Origin of the sequence: Micromonospora sp. WMMD735, from assembly GCF_049178995.1 — a bacterium.
Lineage (GTDB): Bacteria > Actinomycetota > Actinomycetes > Mycobacteriales > Micromonosporaceae > Micromonospora > Micromonospora wenchangensis.
Genome location: NZ_JBMHMJ010000002.1, coordinates 5,927,073 through 5,948,508 on the forward strand (window position 1 = coordinate 5,927,073; position 21,436 = coordinate 5,948,508).

Annotated in this window: 20 protein-coding genes; 10 read left to right on the forward strand and 10 right to left on the reverse strand. The window is 72.5% G+C overall.

The window, feature by feature from the left end:
* Positions 1-46 precede the first annotated feature (46 nt).
* Positions 47-1,309, forward strand: coding sequence for an amidohydrolase (locus ACN268_RS25985; protein WP_421485478.1), 1,263 nt, complete (start codon positions 47-49; stop codon positions 1,307-1,309).
* On the opposite strand, the gene ACN268_RS25990 is transcribed toward ACN268_RS25985, so the two are convergent.
* Positions 1,266-2,285, reverse strand: a complete 1,020-nt coding sequence (locus ACN268_RS25990) for a DUF4349 domain-containing protein (RefSeq protein ID WP_421485480.1) — start codon at positions 2,283-2,285, stop codon at positions 1,266-1,268. The genes ACN268_RS25985 and ACN268_RS25990 overlap by 44 nt on opposite strands.
* A gap of 121 nt (positions 2,286-2,406) precedes the next feature.
* Between ACN268_RS25990 and ACN268_RS25995 the strand changes: the two genes are divergently transcribed.
* The 4 genes from ACN268_RS25995 to ACN268_RS26010 all read left to right on the forward strand — a co-directional run bounded on the left by ACN268_RS25995 (position 2,407) and on the right by ACN268_RS26010 (position 5,936).
* Positions 2,407-3,036, forward strand: a complete 630-nt coding sequence (locus ACN268_RS25995; RefSeq protein WP_204927449.1) for an MBL fold metallo-hydrolase — start codon at positions 2,407-2,409, stop codon at positions 3,034-3,036.
* 3 nt (positions 3,037-3,039) lie between these two features.
* Positions 3,040-4,020, forward strand: a complete 981-nt coding sequence (locus ACN268_RS26000; RefSeq protein ID WP_421485481.1) for a hypothetical protein — start codon at positions 3,040-3,042, stop codon at positions 4,018-4,020.
* Between the two features lie 31 nt (positions 4,021-4,051).
* A complete protein-coding gene (locus ACN268_RS26005) occupies positions 4,052-4,801 on the forward strand; it encodes an SCO6745 family protein (protein ID WP_421485483.1) in 750 nt (249 codons plus the stop codon).
* 178 nt (positions 4,802-4,979) lie between these two features.
* Entirely contained in the window at positions 4,980-5,936 is a 957-nt protein-coding gene (locus tag ACN268_RS26010) for a GNAT family N-acetyltransferase (RefSeq protein ID WP_421485484.1), read from the forward strand.
* Positions 5,937-6,075: 139 nt separating this feature from the next.
* On the opposite strand, the gene ACN268_RS26015 is transcribed toward ACN268_RS26010, so the two are convergent.
* Positions 6,076-6,531 (reverse strand): gamma-glutamylcyclotransferase, encoded by a 456-nt coding sequence (locus ACN268_RS26015; RefSeq protein WP_067304651.1) that lies wholly within the window; start codon positions 6,529-6,531, stop codon positions 6,076-6,078.
* A gap of 106 nt (positions 6,532-6,637) precedes the next feature.
* On the opposite strand from ACN268_RS26015, the gene ACN268_RS26020 reads away from it, so the two are divergent.
* Positions 6,638-8,041 carry an NAD(P)H-quinone dehydrogenase gene (locus ACN268_RS26020; protein ID WP_204927453.1) on the forward strand — a complete coding sequence of 468 codons (1,404 nt, stop codon included), beginning with the start codon at positions 6,638-6,640 and terminating at the stop codon, positions 8,039-8,041.
* Between the two features lie 68 nt (positions 8,042-8,109).
* Here the strand turns inward: ACN268_RS26020 and ACN268_RS26025 are convergent, their stop codons facing one another.
* Both ACN268_RS26025 and ACN268_RS26030 read right to left on the reverse strand, forming a co-directional pair.
* Positions 8,110-8,442, reverse strand: a complete 333-nt coding sequence (locus tag ACN268_RS26025; RefSeq protein WP_088643940.1) for a helix-turn-helix domain-containing protein — start codon at positions 8,440-8,442, stop codon at positions 8,110-8,112.
* Complete coding sequence (locus ACN268_RS26030) at positions 8,439-8,882, reverse strand: type II toxin-antitoxin system RelE/ParE family toxin (protein WP_421485486.1); 444 nt, start codon at positions 8,880-8,882, stop codon at positions 8,439-8,441. The genes ACN268_RS26025 and ACN268_RS26030 overlap by 4 nt, the downstream gene beginning before the upstream one ends.
* A gap of 481 nt (positions 8,883-9,363) precedes the next feature.
* Here ACN268_RS26030 and thrS point away from each other — a divergent pair, with 481 nt between their 5' ends.
* Positions 9,364-10,578, forward strand: coding sequence for a threonine--tRNA ligase (thrS, locus tag ACN268_RS26035; protein ID WP_421485488.1), 1,215 nt, complete (start codon positions 9,364-9,366; stop codon positions 10,576-10,578).
* Positions 10,579-10,630: 52 nt separating this feature from the next.
* Here thrS and ACN268_RS26040 read toward each other — a convergent pair whose 3' ends face one another.
* From ACN268_RS26040 to ACN268_RS26055, 4 genes are read right to left on the reverse strand one after another with little or no spacing between them, the layout of a single operon-like run.
* A complete protein-coding gene (locus tag ACN268_RS26040; protein ID WP_421485489.1) occupies positions 10,631-12,664 on the reverse strand; it encodes an ABC transporter ATP-binding protein in 2,034 nt (677 codons plus the stop codon).
* Complete coding sequence (locus tag ACN268_RS26045) at positions 12,661-14,394, reverse strand: ABC transporter ATP-binding protein (protein WP_421485490.1); 1,734 nt, start codon at positions 14,392-14,394, stop codon at positions 12,661-12,663. The genes ACN268_RS26040 and ACN268_RS26045 overlap by 4 nt, the downstream gene beginning before the upstream one ends.
* Positions 14,388-14,918, reverse strand: a complete 531-nt coding sequence (locus ACN268_RS26050; RefSeq protein ID WP_421485492.1) for a MarR family winged helix-turn-helix transcriptional regulator — start codon at positions 14,916-14,918, stop codon at positions 14,388-14,390. Before ACN268_RS26050 ends, ACN268_RS26045 begins: the two co-directional genes overlap by 7 nt.
* Positions 14,919-14,943: 25 nt before the next feature.
* Positions 14,944-15,390 carry a DoxX family protein gene (locus ACN268_RS26055; RefSeq protein ID WP_421485494.1) on the reverse strand — a complete coding sequence of 149 codons (447 nt, stop codon included), beginning with the start codon at positions 15,388-15,390 and terminating at the stop codon, positions 14,944-14,946.
* Positions 15,391-15,474: 84 nt separating this feature from the next.
* On the opposite strand from ACN268_RS26055, the gene ACN268_RS26060 reads away from it, so the two are divergent.
* A complete protein-coding gene (locus tag ACN268_RS26060) occupies positions 15,475-16,044 on the forward strand; it encodes a TetR/AcrR family transcriptional regulator (protein ID WP_421485495.1) in 570 nt (189 codons plus the stop codon).
* A 247-nt stretch (positions 16,045-16,291) separates the two neighbouring features.
* Here the strand turns inward: ACN268_RS26060 and ACN268_RS26065 are convergent, their stop codons facing one another.
* Both ACN268_RS26065 and ACN268_RS26070 read right to left on the reverse strand, forming a co-directional pair.
* Positions 16,292-17,731 carry a GuaB1 family IMP dehydrogenase-related protein gene (locus tag ACN268_RS26065; RefSeq protein WP_421485497.1) on the reverse strand — a complete coding sequence of 480 codons (1,440 nt, stop codon included), beginning with the start codon at positions 17,729-17,731 and terminating at the stop codon, positions 16,292-16,294.
* Between the two features lie 80 nt (positions 17,732-17,811).
* The gene (locus tag ACN268_RS26070; RefSeq protein ID WP_421485498.1) at positions 17,812-19,563 is read right to left on the reverse strand and encodes an acetyl/propionyl/methylcrotonyl-CoA carboxylase subunit alpha; all 1,752 of its coding nucleotides are present in this window, start codon (positions 19,561-19,563) and stop codon (positions 17,812-17,814) included.
* Between the two features lie 130 nt (positions 19,564-19,693).
* On the opposite strand from ACN268_RS26070, the gene ACN268_RS26075 reads away from it, so the two are divergent.
* Both ACN268_RS26075 and ACN268_RS26080 read left to right on the forward strand, forming a co-directional pair.
* Positions 19,694-20,356 (forward strand): PadR family transcriptional regulator, encoded by a 663-nt coding sequence (locus tag ACN268_RS26075; RefSeq protein ID WP_421485500.1) that lies wholly within the window; start codon positions 19,694-19,696, stop codon positions 20,354-20,356.
* Positions 20,357-20,472: 116 nt separating this feature from the next.
* The gene (locus tag ACN268_RS26080; protein ID WP_421485502.1) at positions 20,473-21,432 is read left to right on the forward strand and encodes an ATP-binding cassette domain-containing protein; all 960 of its coding nucleotides are present in this window, start codon (positions 20,473-20,475) and stop codon (positions 21,430-21,432) included.
* Positions 21,433-21,436 lie beyond the last annotated feature (4 nt).

Genomic DNA, 21,436 nt, shown 5'->3' on the forward strand with positions numbered 1-21,436 from the left:
TGTCCTCCCTGAAGATCCATCCATTTCTAGTGATCGAGAATTCGACGTGACGAGTGCGTTGACGCTGCCGAACGGCAGCCAGCTGGCGTCGTCCTGGCCGGAGGCGCCGTCCGGGTCCCAGCCCCTGCCCCACGATCTGGATCACCTGCTCGCGCTGCGGGTGCCCGGTCTGATCGCCACCCGCCGCCACCTCCACTCCCACCCGGAACTGTCCGGGGAGGAGTTCGAGACGGCGGCGCTGATCGCCCGGGAACTCACCCTCGCCGGGTTGCACCCCCGACTGCTGCCCAAGGGCAACGGGGTGATCTGCGACATCGACGGGCGGCCGGACGGTCCGGTCGTCGCGCTCCGCGCCGACATCGACGCGTTGCCGCTGACCGACCCCAAGGAGGTCCCCTACCGGTCGACGGTGGAGGGGGTCTGCCACGCCTGCGGTCACGACGTGCACACCGCGGTGCTGCTCGGCGTCGGCATGCTGCTGGCCCAGCTCGCCGACTCAGGCCAGCTCGACGGCCGGGTCCGGCTGATCTTCCAGCCGGCCGAGGAGATCCTGCCCTGCGGCTCGCTGGAGGTCATCGAGGCCGGTGGCCTGGAGGACGTCGTCCAGATCTTCGCCCTGCACTGTGACCCCAACCAGCCGGTGGGGAAGGTGGGGCTGCGGGTCGGTCCGATCACCGCGGCGGCCGACAACGTCACCGTGAGACTCAGCGGGCCCGGCGGGCACACCGCCCGTCCGCACCTGACCGTCGACCTGGTCGACGCGCTCGGCCGCCTGGTCACCGAGGTTCCGGCCCTGGTCACCCGCCGGGTGCCGGCCAACAGCGGGCTGCTGCTGGTGTTCGGCCACGCCTCGGCCGGCACCCGGTACAACGTCATCCCGTCCGAGGCGTGCGCGGCCGGCACCCTGCGGGTGATGGACCGCGACACCTGGGAGCGGGCCCCCCAGATCGTCGCTCAGGTCGTCCGGGACGTCATCGCGCCCACCGGCGCCACCGTCGACCTGGAATACCTGCGGGGTCGGCCACCGGTCAGCAACGACGCCCGCGCCATCGGCATCCTCACCGCCGCCACCGCCGCCGCGCTCGGCCCGGAGGGGATCGCGGAGACGCCGCAGAGCATGGGCGGCGAGGACTTCTCCTGGTACCTCGAACACGTCCCCGGCGCGTTGGCCCGGCTCGGCGTCGGCCGGGTCGGCGGCCCCACCGTCGACCTGCACCGCGCGTCGTTCGACGTCGACGAGCGGGCCATCCCGGTCGGGGTGCGGCTCATGGTGCAGACCGCGTTGCGGGCACTGGCGGCGGTCCGCTAGGCACCGGCGGGTGGCCCCCGCCGCCCGGTCCACCAGGCATCGGCGGGTGTCCCCCGCCGCCCGGTCCCACCGGCGGCGCGGGCCGCCGCTGGCGGCGTCGCCGACGCAGCAGCACCACGGCCGCCGTCACGGGCACCCCGATGAGCAGCAGCCAGGGCAGCAACGCCCCCAGCACGGTGAGCAGCACGCCCATCGAGGCGAGGAAGACGGTCCAGCCGCCGCGCAGACCCACCATGAAACCCGTCCGGTCCTCCTCCTGCCCGTCGTCGGCCGTCGAGGCGTCCCGGCCGACGAAGGTCACCGTGACCGTGGAGAGCGCCGTCAGGTCGGCCAGCCGACGCTTCTTCGCCTCCAGCGAGGCCAGATCCGCCTCCCGGCGGCTCACCTCGTTCTCCAGCGAGACCAGCTCGGACACCGTGTTGGCGCGGGCCAACAGCCGCCGGGCACTGTCCACCCGGGCCCGCTGCGTGGTGATCCGGGCGTCCAGGTCGACGGTCTCCTCGGTGACGTCCTGGGTACGGATCTCGCGGCGCTGCTGCCGTCCGTAGGTGGCCAGCTCGTCGACGAGCGCGGTGAACTTCGCCGCCGGCACCCGCAGCTCCAGTTCCGCCTGCGCGGACGCCGACACGCTGCGCCGCTGGTCCCCGCCGACGAACCCGCCGCTGGCGGTGACCGCCGCCACCGCCCGCCGGGCCGCCGCCTCCACGTCGTCCACCTGCACCCGCATGGTTCCGGTGTAGATGATCGCCCGCTGGTCGACGCGCAGGTCGGCAGCGCCCGTACCGGCCTGTCCCGCCGCCGCGTCCCGGTCCGGTGCCGCGCCCCCCGGCACCCCCTGCGCCGGCACCTTCTCCTGCGGCGCGGAACCGGCCGAACTGCCGTCGCGGTCGGCCGCCCCGCACCCGGCCAGCAGCAGCGCCGCCAACCCCATCGCCGCCAGGGCCCGCGCCCCGGTTCCCGCCGTCCTCAGTGTCATCCCCGCTCCCGTCGTCGTCCGTCCCCCGGTTCCGGGGCGATAGCTCGGACGCGGCGCACGGCCGCTCCGGTTCCGGCAGACTGCGCTGAGGACATCACGATTCGATATTCGAGGAGTCACGATGCGGCTCACCAAGTACACGCACTCCTGCCTCCGCATCGAACGCGACGGGGCGGTGCTGGTCGTCGACCCCGGCGTGTTCAGCGAGGCGGCGGCGCTGGACGGGGCGGACGCGGTGCTGGTCACCCACGAACATCCCGACCACCTCGACGTCGCCGCGCTCACCCGGCGGCTGGACCGGGCACCACTGCCGGTGTACGGGCCGGCCGCGCTCGGGGCGGTGCTCGGCGACGCGGCGCAGGCGCTCACCCCGGTCGCCCCGGGCGACACCTTCACCGCCGCCGGCATCCCGGTCCGCGCCGTCGGCGGCCGGCACGCCGTCATCCACCCCGACATCCCGGTGGTGGAGAACGTCGGCTACCTGTTCGACGACACGGTCTACCACCCCGGCGACGCGCTGCACGTCCCCACCGACGTCGAGGTGCAGACCCTCTTCGCCCCGATCCACGCACCCTGGTCGAAATTCTCCGAGGTGGTCGACTTCATCCGGGCGGTCGCCCCGCGCCGGGCGTACGCCCTGCACGACGCGCTGCTCAACGACAACGGCTACGGCGTGCTCGACCGGCAGTACACGGCGCTGTCCCGCACCGACTACCAGCGGCTGGAGCCGGGCAGCCGGATCGACGCCTGACCCGTGGCAGTCGACGAGTCCGAGCTGGCCCGGCAGCTCTACCGCACCCCGCCCGACCGGTTCGTCGCCGCCCGGGACGCCGCCGTCGTCGAGGCCCGCCGGGCCGGTGACCCGGGCACCGCCCGGCGGATCGCCGGCTGGAAACGACCCACGGTGGCGGCCTGGCTGGTGAACCTGCTCGCCCTGGACCGTCCCGAACTGGTCGCCGACCTCGGGCCGCTGGCCGAGGCGCTGCGCACCGCCCAGCGTGACCTCAAGGGCCCCCGGCTGCGGGAACTGTCCGCCCAGCGGCGGGAACTGGTCGCCGCCCTGGTCACCGAGGTACGCCGGATCGTCGCCGACCTTCCCGACGCGCCGCCCGCCGCCCGGCTCCCGCTGGCCGAGGTCGAGGCCACCCTGCACGCGGCGCTCGCCGACACCGCGGTCGCCGAACAGGTCCGCACCGGACGGCTGCTGAAGGCGGTGCACCACTCCGGCTTCGGCGAGGTGCCCCGCCCGCAGCTCCGACTGGTCACCGGTGGCGCAGCGGCGGCTGCCGGTGGCGGGGCGGAGCGTGCCGGTGGCGGGGAGGCGGACGTCGTACCGCAGCGGGAGGCCGACCGGGGCGGGGCGCGACGGGCCCGGGACGCGCAGGCGGCGGCGCGGGCCGCGCGGGCCGAACGGGCGAAGCGCCGCCGTGCCCTGGACCGGGAGCTGACGGCCGCGCGGGCCGCCCAGCGGCAGGCCGAACGGGACCTGGACGGCACGACGACGGCCGAGCGGGACAGCGTCGCGGCGCTCGACCGGATCGAGGGGGAACTGGCCGAACTGGAGCGTCGTCGGGCCGTCGCCGAACAGGAGCTGAGCCGGGCGAAACTGGCCCGTCGGGCGGCCGAGCGGACGCTGACCGCGGCCCGCCGCCGCACCGGTGAGGTCGAGGGCGCGATCGAGGCGGTGGACGCCGAGGAGGCGGACCCCACGGCGGGCGGTGAGGAGGCAGACTGAACGCGATGAATGCGTGTTGCGGGCGTGCGGGATGACGCCGGAACAGGTGGCCGCCGGGAGCAAACCCGCCGTGCTGGAACTGGGGGAGTTGTTCACCCGCTGCCCGGGGACCCTGCGTCGGGCCAGGACGATGGGCATTCCGGGCTGGGCGTTCTACGTCACCGGGCGGGCCGGCGCACTGGGCGACATCCGGGCCGAGACGGTGGCGGCGGCACTCGGCTTCCTCGCCCCGGAGGCGGTCGCCGACGGATGGGACACCGCCGTGCGGGTGGTCCGGCCGTTGGAGGTGGCCACCGCCCACCTGACCGAGTGCTGCCGGTGGGGTGCCCAGCATCTCGACGACCTGCCCGGCACACCCCGGCTGACCGCCCTGCTGGAACGGGTGGTGGCCGCCGCCGACGCGACGGGCATGCCGCTGTTCGCCGCCTGGCGGGCGATGCCGCTGCCCGCGCACGCCGAGGGTGCCCGCGCCGCCGTGGCGCTGCTGCTGCTGCGGGAACACTTCACCGGGGCCTACCTGCTCGCCGTGCGGGCCGCCGGGATGACCCCGCTGGAGGCGGTGCTGGCCGGACCGGAGGGGGCGGCCGGGGCAGCGGCCTGCGGATGGTCCCCGCCGTATCCGCCGGTCGGGCCGCTGGTGCGGCGTCGGCTCTGGGCCGAGGCGGTGACCGACCGGCTGGCGGCGGCCGGGTTCCGGGCGCTGCGCCCGGCGGAGGGCCGGGAGCTGATCGAGCTGCTCACCGACGTACGGGCCCGGCTGCGCGCCGACGCGGACGGCTGACCCGCCGCCCGGCCCGGTCCGACGCGGCCCGGTCCGACGCTGGCCGGGTCCGACACGCCCGGTCCGGTGCCGCCCCGACCGCCCGGTCAGCCGGTGGTCGGTCCCGGACCGGCGTGACCGGCCGGTGGCCCGGAAAATCGGCGGCGGGGTGGCGGGCGGGGCTGCCAGGATCTGCGGCGTGACACTTCCCGCCGGTTGGACCGCCCGTCGCCCCACCCTGGACGACGTGCCCGCGCTGCTCGCCGTGGTGCACGCCGCCGACACGTTCGCCATCGGCCACCCCGACTTCGACGCCGACGACGTCCGGGCCGCGCTGAGCGCGCCGTTCTTCGACCCGCAGCACGACTCGTGGGTGCTGACCGATCCTGATCAGCGGGTGGTCGGTTGGAGCGTGGTCGACAACCCGACCGGGGTGGGCCGCGAGTACGTCGACGTCTTCGTCGACCCGGAGCGGGCGACGGCGCTGCGGGCCGTGCTGCTCGACCGGATGCTGCACCGGGTCGCCGAACGCGCCACCGAGCGGGGCCGGCCCGCGCTGACCGTCCGGGCCGCCGTCTGCGCGCCGGAGACCCGCTGGGCCGGCGAGCTGACCGCCGCCGGGTTCACCCGGGCCAAACGGTACGTGCGAATGAGCCGGTCGCTGGCCGACCTGCCCGCCGAGCCGCCGCCCCCGCCCGGGGTGACCGTCCGGCCGGTGCGGGCCGGTGACGAGGCCGACCTGCGGCTGTTCCACCACATCCACGACACCGCCTTCCGGGACACCCCGGACTACGAGCCGGCCGGGTTCGAGGGCTGGCGGGACCGGCTCACCGACGGTGGGCGGGTCTGGGACGAGTGGTTCATCGCCGAGGTCGACGGCGCGCCGGCCGGCGCGCTCAACTCGTCGGACCAGGCGCTGGAGCAGGACATGGGCTGGGTACGCACGCTGTCGGTGCTGCCCGCGTACCGGCGGCGCGGGGTGGGTGCGGCGCTGCTGCGGCGGGCGTTCGCGGTCTACGCGGCCAAGGGCCGGGGACACGCCGGGCTCGGCTTCGACCTGGCCAACCCGACCACCCCGGTCACCCTCTACCGGTCGGTCGGGCTGCACGAGACCCGCTGGATCGACCTGTACGAGCGCAGCGTGCCCGCCGCCTGAGCGGTCCGGCCCGGGTGCGTGCCGGCTGTGGTGCGGGCCGGCTGCCGTGGACCCGGCCGGTGTGGGCCGGGTGACGCCCGGCGGGGTCGCCGTCGGGTCGCCCCGCCGCCGGGAGCACACTGGACGGGTGCGATACGCGTTACGCCGAGGCGGTGCCGGTGGGGCGGGACCGCAGCTCGGAGACGTAGTCGTCGGGCGCGCCCGCCTTCTCGGCGGCGTTGGCGATCTCCGACAGGTACCAGGCGGTCGGCAGGCCGCCCTCGTAGCCGTCGAAGACGTACACCCAGGCGGTGACGTCCCCGTCCAGCGTCGAGACCCGCACGGTGAGCTTGCGGTACGTGCCGGCGGTGACACCCTCCAGCTCGTCGAGCTGGGCGGCGTCGTACGGGTCGATGTCGTACAGCGCCACGAAGACCCGGTCACCCGGGGACTCGACCACGGTGCTGACGGAACCCTCCCAGCCGATCACGTCCTCACCGGCGAAGGTCAGCCGCCACCCCTCCAGCCAGCCGACGCCCACCATGGGCGAATGCGGGCAGTAGGCCCGCATCCGGGCGGGGTCCAGGTTTGAGCCGTAGGCCGCGTAGTGACGCACGGCGATGACGATAGCCCGGCGAACGGGTGGGGGAGAATACGACAGTGCGTGTCGGACGGGTTCGGGAGAAGAAAGTCACTGTGAGCACCGAGGAAGGGCGAGGGCTGTGAGCCACATCGTGATCATCGGCGGGGGGCCGGCCGGCTACGAGGCGGCCCTGGTCGCCGCCCAGCTGGACGCCGACGTCACCGTGGTGGAGGCCGAGGGCGCGGGAGGGGCGTGCGTGCTCTCCGACTGCGTCCCGTCGAAGACCTTCATCGCCAGCTCGGAGGTGGTGACCGGCTACCGGGACACCGACGAGTTCGGCATCCACTCCGACGGTCTGGAGGCGGTCACGGTCGATGCGCCGGCCGTGCACGCGCGGGTGAAGCGGCTCGCCCTGGCCCAGTCCGCCGACATCCACGCCAAGCTGATCAAGGCGGGTGTGACCTTCGTCGCGGGCACCGCCCGGATGGGTGAGGACACTCTCGGTCACACCCACCGGGTCGTCGTCACCCCCGCCGACGGCGGTGCGGAGTACGCGATCGACGCCTCCACCGTGCTGGTCGCCACCGGCGCCACCCCGCGTCAGCTTCCCACCGCGCTGCCCGACGGGGAGCGCATCCTCACCTGGCGGCAGGTGTACGACCTGCCCGAGCTGCCCGCCCACCTGATCGTGGTGGGCTCCGGCGTCACCGGCGCCGAGTTCGCCAGCGCCTACCTGGCGATGGGGGTCGAGGTGACCCTGGTCTCCAGCCGGGACCGGGTGATGCCGCACGAGGACGCCGACGCGGCGATGGCCATCGAGCACGTCTTCCGCAGCCGGGGCATGACCATCCTCAACAACTCCCGGGCGGACGCGGTCCGACGCGTCGGCGACGGCGTCGAGGTGGTCCTCTCCGACGGTCGGGTGGTGACCGGTTCGCACGCCCTGATCGCCGTCGGCTCGATCCCGAACACCGCCGACCTCGGCCTCGCCGAGTACGGCGTCGAGCTGGCCAAGGGCGGCTACGTCACCGTCGACCGGGTGTCGCGTACCAACGTCCCCGGCATCTACGCCGCCGGCGACTGCACCGGGGTCCTGCCGCTGGCCAGCGTCGCCGCCATGCAGGGCCGGATCGCGATGTGGCACGCCCTCGGCGAGGCGGTCCGGCCGTTGCGGCTGCGTACCGTCGCCGCGAACGTCTTCACCGACCCGGAACTGGCCACCGTCGGCGTCTCCCAGGACGAGGCGGACGCCGGCCGTACCCTGGCCCGCCAGGTGATGCTGCCGCTGACCGGTAACGCCCGCGCGAAGATGGACGACCTGGCGGACGGCTTCGTCAAGCTGTTCTGCCGCCCGTCCACCGGCCAGGTGGTCGGTGGCGTGGTGGTGGCTCCCAAGGCCAGTGAGCTGATCCTGCCGATCACCATGGCGATCGAGAACAACCTCACCGTCAACGAGCTGGCCCAGACCATCACGATCTACCCGAGCCTGTCCGGTTCGATCACCGAGGCCGCCCGTCAGCTCATGCTCCACGAACTCGAATGACCCCTGACCCGGGTCGGGCGTCGGTCGTGCTCCGGCCGATATCCGACCCGGGCCGGGACGGCGTGCGGTCAGGCCACGTTGAGCCGGATGTTTCCGATGCGGGCGACCACGTCCACCTGGCCGCCGAGGCCGGTGACATAGGCGCGGAGCGATTCCAGGCTGGTGTGCTCGCCGTTCTCGATCTGGCTGATTCGGGCCTGGGACAGGCCGGCGGCCTCGGCGAGCTGTTGTTGGGTCATGCCGAGCTGTCGGCGGATGTCGGCCAGTTGCGCGCCGCTGACGGAGGCGAGCATCCTTTCCCGGAACCGACCACGACGGGTGACCCGCTCGGGGTCGTCCCAGGATGGGTCGATCTCACGCGCCTTGGCCCTGACCTCACGCCAATCGGAACCGTTGCTCATCGTTGCGCTTCCTTAAGTGCGATCAGGTGTTCCTCGAACCTTGCGTCGGCGAGCGGCACGGCCTTCCGGTACCAGCTCTGCCACTGACCCGACTTGTCGCCGGCGACCAGGAAGACCGCCTCACGTAGCGGATCGAAGGCGAAGATCATCCTGATCTCCGTGGTGCCACTCGACCCTGGTCGCAGCTCTTTCATGTGATGGAACGAGCTGCCCTTGAGCCGGTCCACCAGTGGACGTCCCAGCGCCGGGCCGTGCTCGGCGAGCAGGTCGATGGCCTCACCCACCAGATCCGCGCTGGCCGGATCGACGCGGCACAGGTCGAGGAACCACGCCTCCACCTCGGGATGCAGCCTGACGTCCCACACCTGCCAAATATAAGCGATCCTTATGAGCTTGCCGAGGTTTCCCGCACCGGAGACCGGGCCGGTCGCGCTGGCCACGGCCACCGTCGGTGACCGCGTGGCTGCGCACACCAGGGTGGTGTGCCGCCCGCCGCACGGCGGCTGCCGCCCGGCGCGGCCGTCGGGAGGGGGACGGCGAAGCGGAGGGCGTCGGCGTACCGTTGAGTACGCGGCCCCCACACCGTCGGGTCCCCCGTTCCTGACGAGCGGGCCGCCGAGGGTCGCCGGCAGGTCCCGTGCCGGCGACCCTCCCCCTTTCCCGCACCGCCCACCACGACGGGTACGCATGTCACGGTCCAGCGTGCTCCCGCGTCGGGAAGCGCTGAAAAATGCGGTCGCCGGGTCGTCGCGGAGGTCGTACGGTGACGGCATGCGCAGTGCTGTGGTGACCACGACGCCGGGAGATCCCGGCGTGCCGCACTGACGTCTTCCGTCGACGAGGCCCCGGGCGATCCGCCCGGGGCCTCGTGGCGTTGCGGGCACGGTCGCCTCCGGGTCGTACCCGATCAAGGAGCGCGACATGATCGACCACCGTAGGCTCGGCCGCGAACTGGACCTGTTCGTCTCCGACCCGCTGGCGGGCGCCGGGCTGCCGATCTGGCTGCCGGCCGGCGCGGCGGCCCGGCACGCCGTCGAGGAGTACGTCCGCGAGCTGGAGCGCCGGGCCGGCTACCAGCACGTGTACTCGCCACCGCTGGGCAGGCGCGAGCTGTTCGCGCTCTCCGGGCACCTCGGCCACTTCGCCGACGAGATGTTCCCACCGATGCGGATGGGCGACGACGAGTTGCTGCTCCGGCCGGCGCTCTGCCCGCACCACGCCCTGGTCTACCGGGCCCGGGGCCGCTCCTACCGGGAGTTGCCGCTGCGGGTCGGCGAGTTGGGTGGGATGTACCGGGCGGAGCGGTCCGGGGTGCTCGGCGGGCTGGCCCGGGTGCGGGCGATCTCGCTCAACGACGCGCACAACTTCTGCACCCTGGAGCAGGTCGGCGACGAGGTCCGGGAGATCCTGCGGCTGATCCGCCAGGCGCACGCGGCGCTCGGCGTCCGGCCGGCCGGGTTCCGGTTGTCGCTGCGCGGGCCGGGTGCGAAGTACGTCGGCGACGACGCGTCCTGGGCACGCGCCGAGGAGCTGCTCCGGGCCGCCCTCGACGGGGTGGACCACGTGGAGGCGCCCGGCGAGGCCGCCTTCTACGGCCCGAAGATCGATATCCAGGTGGTCGACGCGGCCGGTCGGGAGTCGACCATCTCCACCGTGCAGATCGACTTCGACAAACCGGAGAAGTTCGACCTGTCGTACACCGATGCGGCGGGTGCCCGGCAACGGCCGGTGCTGGTGCACCGCAGCCTGGTCGGGAGCATGGAACGGCTGTTCGCCTACCTGATCGAGGCGCACGAGGGCGCGTTCCCGCCCTGGTACGCCCCGGTGCAGCTGCTGCTCCTGCCGGTCGACGCCGGGCAGGCCGGTGCGGTGGACCGGCTGGCCCGGCGGGCGGTCGACGCCGGCCTGCGGGTGGCGGTGGACGCAGGCGGCTCGCTGGGTGCCCGGGTCCGCGACGCGGCCCACCGCCGGGTGCCGTACGTCGGGGTGGTCGGTGCCCGGGAGGCCGCCGCCGACGCCGTCGCCCTGCGGCTGCGCGACGGCCGCAGCCTCGACCCGATGCCGGCGGCGGACGCGGTGCGGCTGATCGGCGCGGTGGTGGCGGCCCGCTCGGCGCAACTGCTCCCCGCCGGCTGAAGGTGCGGGGGCCGGGGGCGTCGTCCCCCCGGCCCCCGCACCGGTCTGTCACTCAGCCCCGGGCCGGAGCCGGTGCCGCCGCTGCCGGCGTGGCCTCGTCCTCGACCACCGCCGCGGCGAACTGCGCCTGGTACAGCCGGTGGTACGCGCCCCGCGCGGCGAGCAGCTGCTGGTGGGTGCCCTGCTCGACGATCCGCCCGTTCTCCATCATCAGGATCAGGTGGGCGTCGCGGATGGTGGACAGCCGGTGGGCGATGACGAAGCTGGTCCGGTCGGACCGCAGCGCCGCCATCGCCCGCTGCAGCAGCACCTCGGTACGGGTGTCCACCGAGCTGGTCGCCTCGTCCAGGATCAGCAGCGACGGTTCGGCCAGGAACGCCCGCGCGATGGTGATGAGCTGCTTCTCACCGGCGCTGACGTTGCTGCCCTCCTCGTCGATGACGGTGTCGTACCCGTCGGGGAGACTACGGACGAACCGGTCCACGAAGGTGGCCCGCGCGGCGGCGAGGATCTCCTCCTCGGTGGCGTCCGGTCGGCCGTAGGCGATGTTGTCCCGGATGGTGCCGCCGAACAGCCAGGTGTCCTGGAGCACCATGCCGATCCGGCCGCGCAGGTCGTCGCGGCGCAGCGTGGTGATGTCCACCCCGTCGAGGGTGATCCGCCCGGAGTCCAGCTCGTAGAAGCGCATCACCAGGTTGACCAGGGTGGTCTTGCCGGCGCCGGTCGGGCCGACGATGGCCACGGTGTGACCCGGCTCGGCGACCAGGGACAGATCGTCGATCAGCGGGGTCTGCGGGTCGTACCGGAAGGAGATGTTCTCGAACTCGACCCGGCCGTGCGGTACGTCGACCCGGGCCGGGGTGGCCGGGTCGGGGCTCTGCTCGTCGGCGTCGAGCACGGCGAAGACCCGCTCGGCGGAGGCCACCCCGGACTGGAGCAGGTTCGCCATCGAGGCGACCTGGGTCAGTGGCTGGGTGAACTGCCGCGAGTACTGGATGAACGCCTGCACGTCGCCGAGGCTCATCGACCCCGACGCCACCCGCAGCCCACCGACCACGGCGATCGCCACGTAACTGAGGTTCCCGACGAACATCATCGCCGGCATGATGATCCCGGAGATGAACTGGGCGCCGAAGCTGGCCCGGAACAGCTCCTCGTTCTTGGCGTGGAAGGTGGCCTCCACCTCCGGCGAGCGACCGAAGACCTTGACCAGCTCGTGGCCGGTGAACGCTTCCTCGATCTGGCCGTTCAGCTCGCCGGTGTGGGTCCACTGGGCGATGAACTTCTGCTGCGACCGCTTGGCGATCTGCTGCGTCACGATCACCGACAGCGGCACCGCGACCAGCGCGACCAGCGCCAGCAGCGGCGAGATCCAGAACATCATCGCCAGCACGCCGACCACGGTCAGCAGCGAGGTGAGCAGTTGGCTCAGCGTCTGCGACAGGGTCTGCGAGATGTTGTCGATGTCGTTGGTGACCCGGCTGAGCAGCTCGCCGCGCGGCTGCCTGTCGAAGTAGGGCAGCGGCAGCCGGTTGAGTTTCTCCTCCACCTCGGCGCGCAGCCGCAGGACGGTGGTCTGGACCACCCCGTTGAGCAGCCAGCCCTGCCACCACATCAGCAGGCTGGCGGCCACGTAGAGGCCGAGGGCGAACAGCAGCGTCCGGCCGAGGGCGTCGAAGTCGATGCCCGCCCCGGGGACTACGTCCATCCGGGCGACCATGTCGGCGAGGTTGTCGTTGCCGGCGGCCCGCATCCCGGACACCGCCTGGTCGACGGTGGTGCCGGGGGGAAGCTGCCGGCCGATCACCCCGGCGAAGATGATGTCGGTGGCGTGGCCGAGGATCTTCGGCCCGATCACGCTGAACCCGACGCTGGTCACCGCCAGGGCGATGATGCCGGTCAGCGTCACCCGGTGCGGTCGCAGCCGGCCGAGCAGCCGGCGGGCCGACGGCCCGAAGTTCATCGACTTCTCCGCCGGCATGCCGGCGCTCATCCACGGCGGCCCACCGCCGCGCCGGCCGGCCGCCGGGAGCCGCTTCGGCGTGGTGTCCTCCGGGGCCTTCTTCTGCTCGGGTACGGCGGTCATGCCGGCACCCCCGCCGTCTGCTGTGACGCCACGATCTCGGCGTACGTCGGGCAGGTGTCGAGCAGCTCGTCGTGTCGGCCCATCCCGACCACGCCTCCGTCCTCCAACACGATGATCTGGTCGGCGTCGATGATCGTGGAGACCCGTTGGGCCACGATCACCACTGCCGCGTCGGCGGTGACCGGGCGCAGCGCGGCCCGCAACCGGGCGTCGGTGCCCAGGTCGAGCGCCGAGAACGAGTCGTCGAACAGGTAGATCTCCGGCTTACGGACGAGCGCCCGCGCGATGGCGAGGCGTTGCCGCTGCCCGCCGGAGACGTTCGTGCCGCCCTGCGCGATCGCCGCGTCGAGGCCACCTGGCATCTGGGCCACGAAGTCGCGGGCCTGGGCGATCTCCAACGCCGTCCACAGTTCCTCGTCGGTGGCGTCGGGGTTGCCGTAGCGCAGGTTGCTCGCCACCGTGCCGGTGAACAGGTACGGCTTCTGCGGCACCAGGCCGATCCGCCGCCACAGCTCCTCCGGGGCCAGCTCGCGGACGTCGACCCCGTCGACCAGCACGGTGCCGGCGGTCGGGTCGACCAGCCGGGGGATCAGGGTCAGCAGGGTGGTCTTGCCGGCGCCGGTCGACCCGATCACGGCGGTGGTCCGCCCCGGGGTGGCCCGGAACGAGATGTCGTGCAGCACCGGCGCGCTGGCCCCCGGGTACTGGAACGCGACGCCGCGCAGCTCCAGCTCACCGTGCCCGTCGACCCGGGTCACCGGGTCGGCCGGTGGCACCACAGTGGACTCGGTGTCCAGCACCTCGGTGACGCGTTCGGCGCAGACCGCCGCGCGCGGCACCATCATCAGCATGAAGGTGGCCATCATGACGGCCATCAGGATCTGCATCAGGTACGCCAGGAAGGCGGTCAACGCGCCGATCTGGATCTGCCCCGAGTCGACCCGCTGGGCGCCGAACCACAGCACGGCGACGCTGGAGACGTTGAGCACCAGCATCACCACCGGGAAGATCAGCGCCATCAGCCGACCGACCCGCAGGGCGGTGGCGGTCAGGTCGGCGTTGGCCACCCCGAACCGCTGCGTCTCGTACGGTTCGCGGACGAACGCCCGGACCACCCGGATGCCGGTGATCTGCTCGCGGAGCACCCGGTTGACCGTGTCGATGCGGGTCTGCATGAGCCGGAACCCGGGCACCATCTGGCGGATGACCAGGCCGAGCGCGACGGCGAGCACCGGCACGCTGACCAGCATCAGCCATGACAGGCCGATGTCCTCCCGCAGCGCCATCACCACCCCGCCGACGCTCATGATCGGCGCGGCGACCAGCATGGTGCAGCTCATCAGCACGAGCATCTGCACCTGCTGCACGTCGTTGGTGTTGCGGGTGATCAGCGAGGGCGCGCCGAAGCGGGCCACCTCGCGGGCGGAGAACCGGTTGACCTGCCCGAAGATCGCCGCCCGGACGTCCCGGCCGAAGGCCATCGCGGTCCGCGCGCCGAAGTAGACAGCCGTCACCGCGCAGGCGATCTGGACCAGGCTGACCAGCAGCATCCAACCGCCGGTACGGATGATGTAGTCGGTGTCGCCCCGGGCCACCCCCAGGTCGATGATGTCGGCGTTGAGGCTCGGCAGGTAGAGCGAGGCCATCGTGCCGACGAACTGGAGCAGCACCACCGCGCCCAGCGGCCGGTGGTAGGGCCGCAGGTAGCGGCGCAGCAGGCTGATCAGCACGGATGGCTCCCGGGCTTCGGGTGGTCGGTCGTGTCCTGGTGCTGTGTTGTCAACCTCTTGTCCTCCCCGTCGGACATGGTCGTGATGACCTCGATCAGGAAATCCCGGATCACCTCGCGTCGGGCCGGGTCGGCGTCGACGGAGGTGAGCGGGGTGGTGGTGCGCATCCGGTCGACCAGGGACCGGGTGTGTTCCCGCCCCTTGTCGGTCAGCGCCAGTCGTACGCTGCGCCGGTCGGCCTCGTCGCGGCGACGCTCGACGAAGCCGTCCCGTTCGAGGGTGTCGACGATCCCGGTGAGGGTGGCCGGCCGGACGAAGCAGCGGTCGGCGACGTCCCGGTGGGTGGCGTCGTCGAGGTGGTTCAGGGTGAACAGCACCCGCATCCCGGCCGGGGTGAGACCGTGGTGTTCGGCCAGGTAACGACCCCAGTGCTGGTCGACGAGGTGGCCGGCGACCGACAGCAGTCGCCCGAGCGGCACGTCGTGGAGCACGGCGGGAAAGACGATGAGTGGTTCCCTCTGCACGCTGAGTATGTTAGCCCCCAGACCGTCAGGGGCCAAACAGAATGGTCAGAGCGGTGCCGACGTACAGGATCTGCATCGCCGTACGCGTGCCGAGCGGGGTGACCGGGCGGCCCGCCAGCGTCAGGCGTCGCCGGGCCGCCGAGACGTTGGCCGGGAACATCGCCAGAAGCAGCAGTGCCAGCCCGGCGGCGGCCGGACGGGCGGTGGCCGGGATCAGCAACCCGACCGCTCCGGCCAGTTCGAGCACCCCGGTGACGGTGACCAGCATGGCGGGTCGGGGCAGTCGGGGCGGGACCATGGCGATCAGATCCTCCCGACGGGGTGACATGAAATGGGCGAAACCGGTCATGACGAACAGTAGTGCCAGCCCGACGCGGAGTGCGGGGTGCCAGCCGTCGAGCGCGTCCACGCCGGCCAGTCCGGCCAGGCGTGCGACGGCGGCTCCGACGAGCAGGGCGATAAACGGAACCATGGATGCCTCCTCGGTGCAAATCTTTATAATGACAAGATTGGATCGTCGATGGTCTTCTTGTCAATGCAAAGTTATCCTGGTGTCATGACCGTCACCCGGCCCTACCACCACGGCGACCTGCGCCGCGTCCTGCTCCAGGCGGCGGTGACGGCGATCGAGGAGGCCGGGCCGGCGGCCCTGAGCCTGCGCGACCTCGCCCGTCGTACCGGCGTCTCCCACGCCGCCCCGACCCATCACTTCGGCGACAAGGCGGGACTGCTCACCGCACTCGCCGTCGAGGGGTTCGACCTGCTCGCCGCCGCCCTGACCGCAGCCGGCGACGACCTGCTCGACGTGGGCGTGGCGTACGTGGACTTCGCCGTCCGTCACCGGGCGCACTTCGAGGTGATGTTCCGACCCGACCTCTACCGGGCCGACGCCGCCGAGGTCCGGGCCGCCCAGGAACGGGCCGGCGCGGCGCTGCACACCGGCGTGGCGACCCTGCCGCCGGACCGGGCCGAGCCGGGCGAGGCGCGCACGGACGCGCTGGCCGCCTGGTCGATCGTGCACGGCTTCGCCACCCTGTGGCTCTCCGGCGCACTACCCGCCGACGTCGAGGCCGACCCCCGCACCGCCGCCCGCACCGTCATCCGCCGCCTCTTCCCCCCACCCTGACCCCCACCGGCACCCAGCGCCTCCCCTCACGCCCCGCCCCTCTCGCCCCCGTGATCAAGAGATTCGCGTCAGATCACCGCTCCGAGTTGACGCAAACCTCTTGATCGCCGACCCCGGGGTGGTGATCAAGAGAAAAGAGTCAACCGGCGGGGTGCGGGTGACGCAAACCTCTTGATCACCGGGGTCAGGCCGGGGCGAGGCAGAGACCGGGGCGGGGGCCGGGCAGGGCAGGAGGGGACCGGGGGAGTTACCAGCTGGTGGGGAGAGGCATGCCCTCGGTGTAGCCGGCGTGACTCTGGACGCCGACGAGGGCGCGCTCGTGGAACTCGTCCAGGGTGCGGGCACCGGCGTAGGTGCAGGCGCTGCGTACCCCGGAGACGATCTCGTCGATCAGGTCCTCGACGCCGGGGCGGGCCGGGTCCAGGTACATCCGGGCGGTGGAGATGCCCTCTTCGAAGATCGCCTTCCGGGCCCGGTCGAAGGCGCTGTCCTCGGCGGTCCGGGCGCTGACCGCACGGGACGAGGCCATCCCGAAGCTCTCCTTGTAGCGTCGCCCGTCCGGTTCGGTGTACAGGTCACCCGGCGACTCGTAGGTGCCGGCGAACCAGGAGCCCACCATCACGTTGGAGGCCCCGGCGGCCAGCGCCAGCGCCACGTCCCGCGGGTGACGCACCCCGCCGTCGGCCCAGACGTGCCGGCCGAGGGCGCGGGCCGCCGCCGCGCAGTCCAGCACGGCGGAGAACTGCGGCCGGCCGACCCCGGTCATCATCCGGGTGGTGCACATCGCCCCCGGGCCCACCCCGACCTTGACGATGTCCGCGCCCGCCTCGACCAGGTCGCGTACCCCCTCGGCGGTGACCACGTTGCCGGCCGCCACCGGGACCGGGGGGTCGAGCTTGCGGACCGCCCGCAACGCGGACATCATCCGTTCCTGGTGCCCGTGCGCGGTGTCCACCACCAGGGTGTCGACCCCCGCCGCGAGCAGCGCCTCGGCCTTGCCGGTGACGTCACCGTTGATGCCGACCGCCGCCGCGATGCGCAGCCGGCCCCGGTCGTCGACGGCCGGCTTGTAGAGGGTGGCCCGCAGCGCACCCTGCCGGGTGAGCACCCCGACCAGGCGGCCGTCGTCGTCGACCACCGGGGCCAGTCGCCGCCGTCCCGCGTTGAGCCGCTCGAATCCGGTACGCGGGTCCGCGTCGGCCCGCACGGTGTGCAGCTCGGTCGACATCACATGCTGGAGTTGGGCGAACCGGTCCACCTCGTGGGTGTCCGCCTCGGTGACCACCCCCACCGGCCGGCCGGCCTCGTCGACCACCACCACAGCGCCGTGCGACTTCTTGGGCAGCAGGTGGATGGCGTCGCCGACGGTGTCGGTCGGGCCGAGCGTGATCGGGGTGTCGTGCACCAGGTGCCGCTGCTTGACCCACTCGACCACGGTGGCGACCACCTCGATCGGGATGTCCTGCGGGATGACCGCGATCGCGCCGCGCCGGGCCACCGTCTCGGCCATCCGCCGGCCGGCCACCGCCGTCATGTTCGCCACCACCAGCGGGATGGTGGTGCCGGTGCCGTCACCGGTGGACAGGTCGACGTCGAGCCGCGAACCGACCTCGGACCGGGCCGGAGCCATGAAGACGTCGTTGTAGGTCAGGTCGTGCGCGGGCACCGCGCCATGAAGGAACCTCACCCCGCCATCATTCCCGCTTCCGGCCCGTCCCGCCGCCGTCGGTGGCTCACACCACCCTGCCCCTGCGGCGGGCGTACGGCTCAGGAGATGGTGCAGATCGCCGCGCCGGCGGTGAGCACCGCACCGACCTCGGCGGCGAGCCCGGCGACCGTGCCCGCCTTGTGGGCGTGCAACGGCTGTTCCATCTTCATCGCCTCCAGGACGACGACCAGGTCCCCCTCGGCGACGGTGTCCCCGTCCGCGACGGCGATCTTGACGATGGTGCCCTGCATGGGGGAGGTGAGCGCGTCGCCGCTGACCGCCGTACCCGTGCCGGTGCCGCCACCCCGGCGGGCCGGCCGGCGGGCGGCGGTGGGGGCGGTGGTCGTACCCCCGGTGAGGCCGGCGGGGAGGGTGACCTCCAGCCGCTTGCCACCCACCTCGACCACGACGGTCTCGCGCGCCGCCGCCGCCTCGGCGGGGCCGGCGGTCGGGGTGAACGCCGGGACGGTGTTGTCGAACTCGGTCTCGATCCACCGGGTGTGCACGGTGAACGGCTCGCTGGTGAACGCCGGGTCGCGGACGACGAGGCGGTGGAACGGCAGCGCGGTGGCCATCCCCTCGACGACCATCTCGTCGAGCACCCGGCGGGCCCGCTCGATCGCCTCGGCGCGGGTCTCGCCGGTGACGATCACCTTGGCCAGCAGCGAGTCGAAGTTGCCGCCGATCACGTCGCCCGCGCCCACCCCGGTGTCGACCCGGACGCCGGGGCCGGTGGGCAGGCGCAGCGCGGTGATGGTGCCGGGGGCGGGCAGGAAGTTGCGGCCCGGGTCCTCGCCGTTGATCCGGAACTCGATGGCGTGCCCGCGCGGGGTCGGGTCCGCGGTGAGCCGCAGCTTCTCGCCGTCGGCGATCCGGAACTGCTCGCGGACCAGGTCCACGCCGGCGGTCTCCTCGGTGACCGGGTGTTCCACCTGGAGCCGGGTGTTGACCTCCAGGAAGGAGATGGTGCCGTCCGCGCCGACCAGGTATTCCACCGTGCCCGCGCCGTGGTAGCCGGCCTCCCGGCAGATCGCTTTGGCGCTGTCGTGGATCTGGCGGCGCTGCGCGTCGGTGAGGAACGGCGCGGGGGCCTCCTCGACCAGCTTCTGGTGCCGTCGTTGCAGGGAGCAGTCCCGGGTGCCGACGACGACCACGTTGCCGTGCCGGTCGGCCAGGACCTGTGCCTCGACGTGCCGGGGCTGGTCGAGGTAGCGCTCGACGAAGCACTCGCCGCGACCGAACGCGGCGACCGCCTCCCGGGTGGCCGACTCGAACAGGTGCGGGATCTCCTCCAGGGTGCGGGCCACCTTGAGCCCCCGCCCGCCCCCGCCGAAGGCGGCCTTGATGGCGACCGGCAGGCCGTGCTCGACGGCGAAGGCGGTCACCTCGTCGGCGTCGGCGACCGGGTCGGCGGTGCCGGGGACCAGGGGCGCGCCGGCCCGCTGGGCGATGTGCCGGGCGGTGACCTTGTCACCGAGGTCGCGGATCGCCTGCGGGGTCGGGCCGATCCAGGTCAGGCCCGCGTCCAGCACGGCCTGGGCGAAGTCGGCGTTCTCGGAGAGGAAGCCGTAACCCGGGTGTACGGCGTCCGCGCCGGCCCGCCGGGCCACCTCGATCAGCTTGTCGATGCGCAGGTAGCTGTCGGCGGCGGTGTCGCCACCGAGGGCGTACGCCTCGTCGGCGAGGGTGGCGTGCAGGGCGTCCCGGTCGGAGTCGGCGTAGACGGCGACGCTGCCCAGACCGGCGTCGCGACAGGCCCGGATGACACGGACGGCGATCTCGCCACGGTTCGCGATGAGTACCTTGCGCACCTGGTGCTCCTCCCGGGGTCGTTGCCTCGGGAGTGTATCGGCAGCCCGGAGGCCCCCTAACGATCACTCAGTGTGGGATGTCGCACTGTGGGCCCGTCGACTAGTCAAACTTGGTTATTACGCTTGTGTGGTGTCTGCGACTCGGTTGATGATCCTGGGGCTGGTCCGGTGGATGCAGCCCGTGCACGGCTACGACGTACGCCGCGAGCTGTTGAGCTGGGGTGCCGACAAGTGGGCGAACGTGCAGCCCGGCTCGATCTACCACGCGTTGCGCAAGCTGACCGAGGAGGGCCTGTTGCGGACGGTCGCCACCGAGCAGGTCGGTGCCCGTCCGGCGCGCACCACGTACGAGGTGACGCCCAAGGGGGACGAGGAGTTCGAGACGTTGCTACGGGCGCAGTGGTGGCAGTTGCACGAGGTGCCGGACCCGTTCGCGTCGGCCTTCTCGTTCCTGCCGGCGATGCCCCGCGAGGAGGCGGCGGCGGCGCTGCGCAACCGGGCGAATCTACTGCGTGCCGGTGTCGAGTCGATGCGTGCCTCGTTGGACTCCGACTGGGTGCGCAACAGCAAACCGGTGCACGTGACCTGGATGTTCGAGCTGTGGTTGGCCCGTGCCGAGGCGGAGATGGCGTGGTGCGGGCGGATCGCCGAGCGGATCGACTCCGGGGTGTCGTACCTGCCTGCTGGGCTGACGGGGGCGGACGTCTGGCCCGGCTGGACCGACGGCGCTCCGCAGGGCGACACGATCGACGGCGCTCCGCCGCCAGGCGAGAAAAGCAATAATCAACGTTGACTAGAAAAGCTATATCGCGTTAGCCTGCTTCCGGCCCGTTGGCGGAAGCGCGCCACATGGCGTCACGGGGGCAGACGACGGCCGGCACCACCCGGCCCGGACGACCAGGAGCAGAGATGATCGAGACCAGAGGGCTGCGGAAGTCGTTCCGCTCCCGGCAGGGTCGGGAGACGAAAACGGTCGACGCCGTCCGGGGGGTGAATCTCCAGGTCCCGGCGGGAGAGATCTTCGGCTTCCTCGGCCCCAACGGCGCCGGCAAGACCACCACCCTGCGGATGCTCGCCACATTGATCGAGCCGGACGGCGGCGAGGCCACCATCGCCGGTGCCGACCTGCGCAAGGACCCGGCCGAGGTACGCCGCCGGATCGGCTACGTCGCCCAGGGCGGCAGCACCTGGGACGAGAGCACCGCCCGCGAGGAACTCGTCCTGCACGCCCGGATGTACGGCATCGGCAAGGCCGACGCGCACCGCCGCGCGGTCCGCGCCCTGGAAGCCTTCCAGCTCACCGAGTACGCGGACCGCAAGTGCAAGACCTACTCGGGCGGCCAGCGGCGACGGGTGGAGATCGCTCTCGGCATCATCCACGAGCCGAAGATCGTCTTTCTCGACGAGCCGACCACCGGCCTCGACCCGCAGAGCCGTGCGCACATGTGGGACGAGATCCGGCGGCTGCGTACCGAGGGGATGACCGTCTTCATCACCACGCACTATCTCGACGAGGCCGACGCGCTCTGCGACCGGATCGCGATCATGGACCACGGTGAGGTGGTCGCCGAGGGCACCCCGGCCGAGCTGAAGCGGGAGATCTCCGGCGACGTGGTGCTCGTCGGCCTGGACGTGGCGAGCACCCCGCAGGCCGCCCAACTCCTCGACAGCGAGGAATACCTCAACAAGCTGGAGACCGTCGAGGAGGGCGGGCTGCGCCTCTACGTCGACGAGGGCGCCACCGCCATCCCGCAGGTGCTGCGCCGGCTCGACCACGCCGGGCTGGTCATGAGCTCCATCGAGCTGCACCGCCCCAGCCTCGACGACGTCTTCCTCACCAAGACCGGCCGCTCGCTGCGCGAGTCCTGAGACA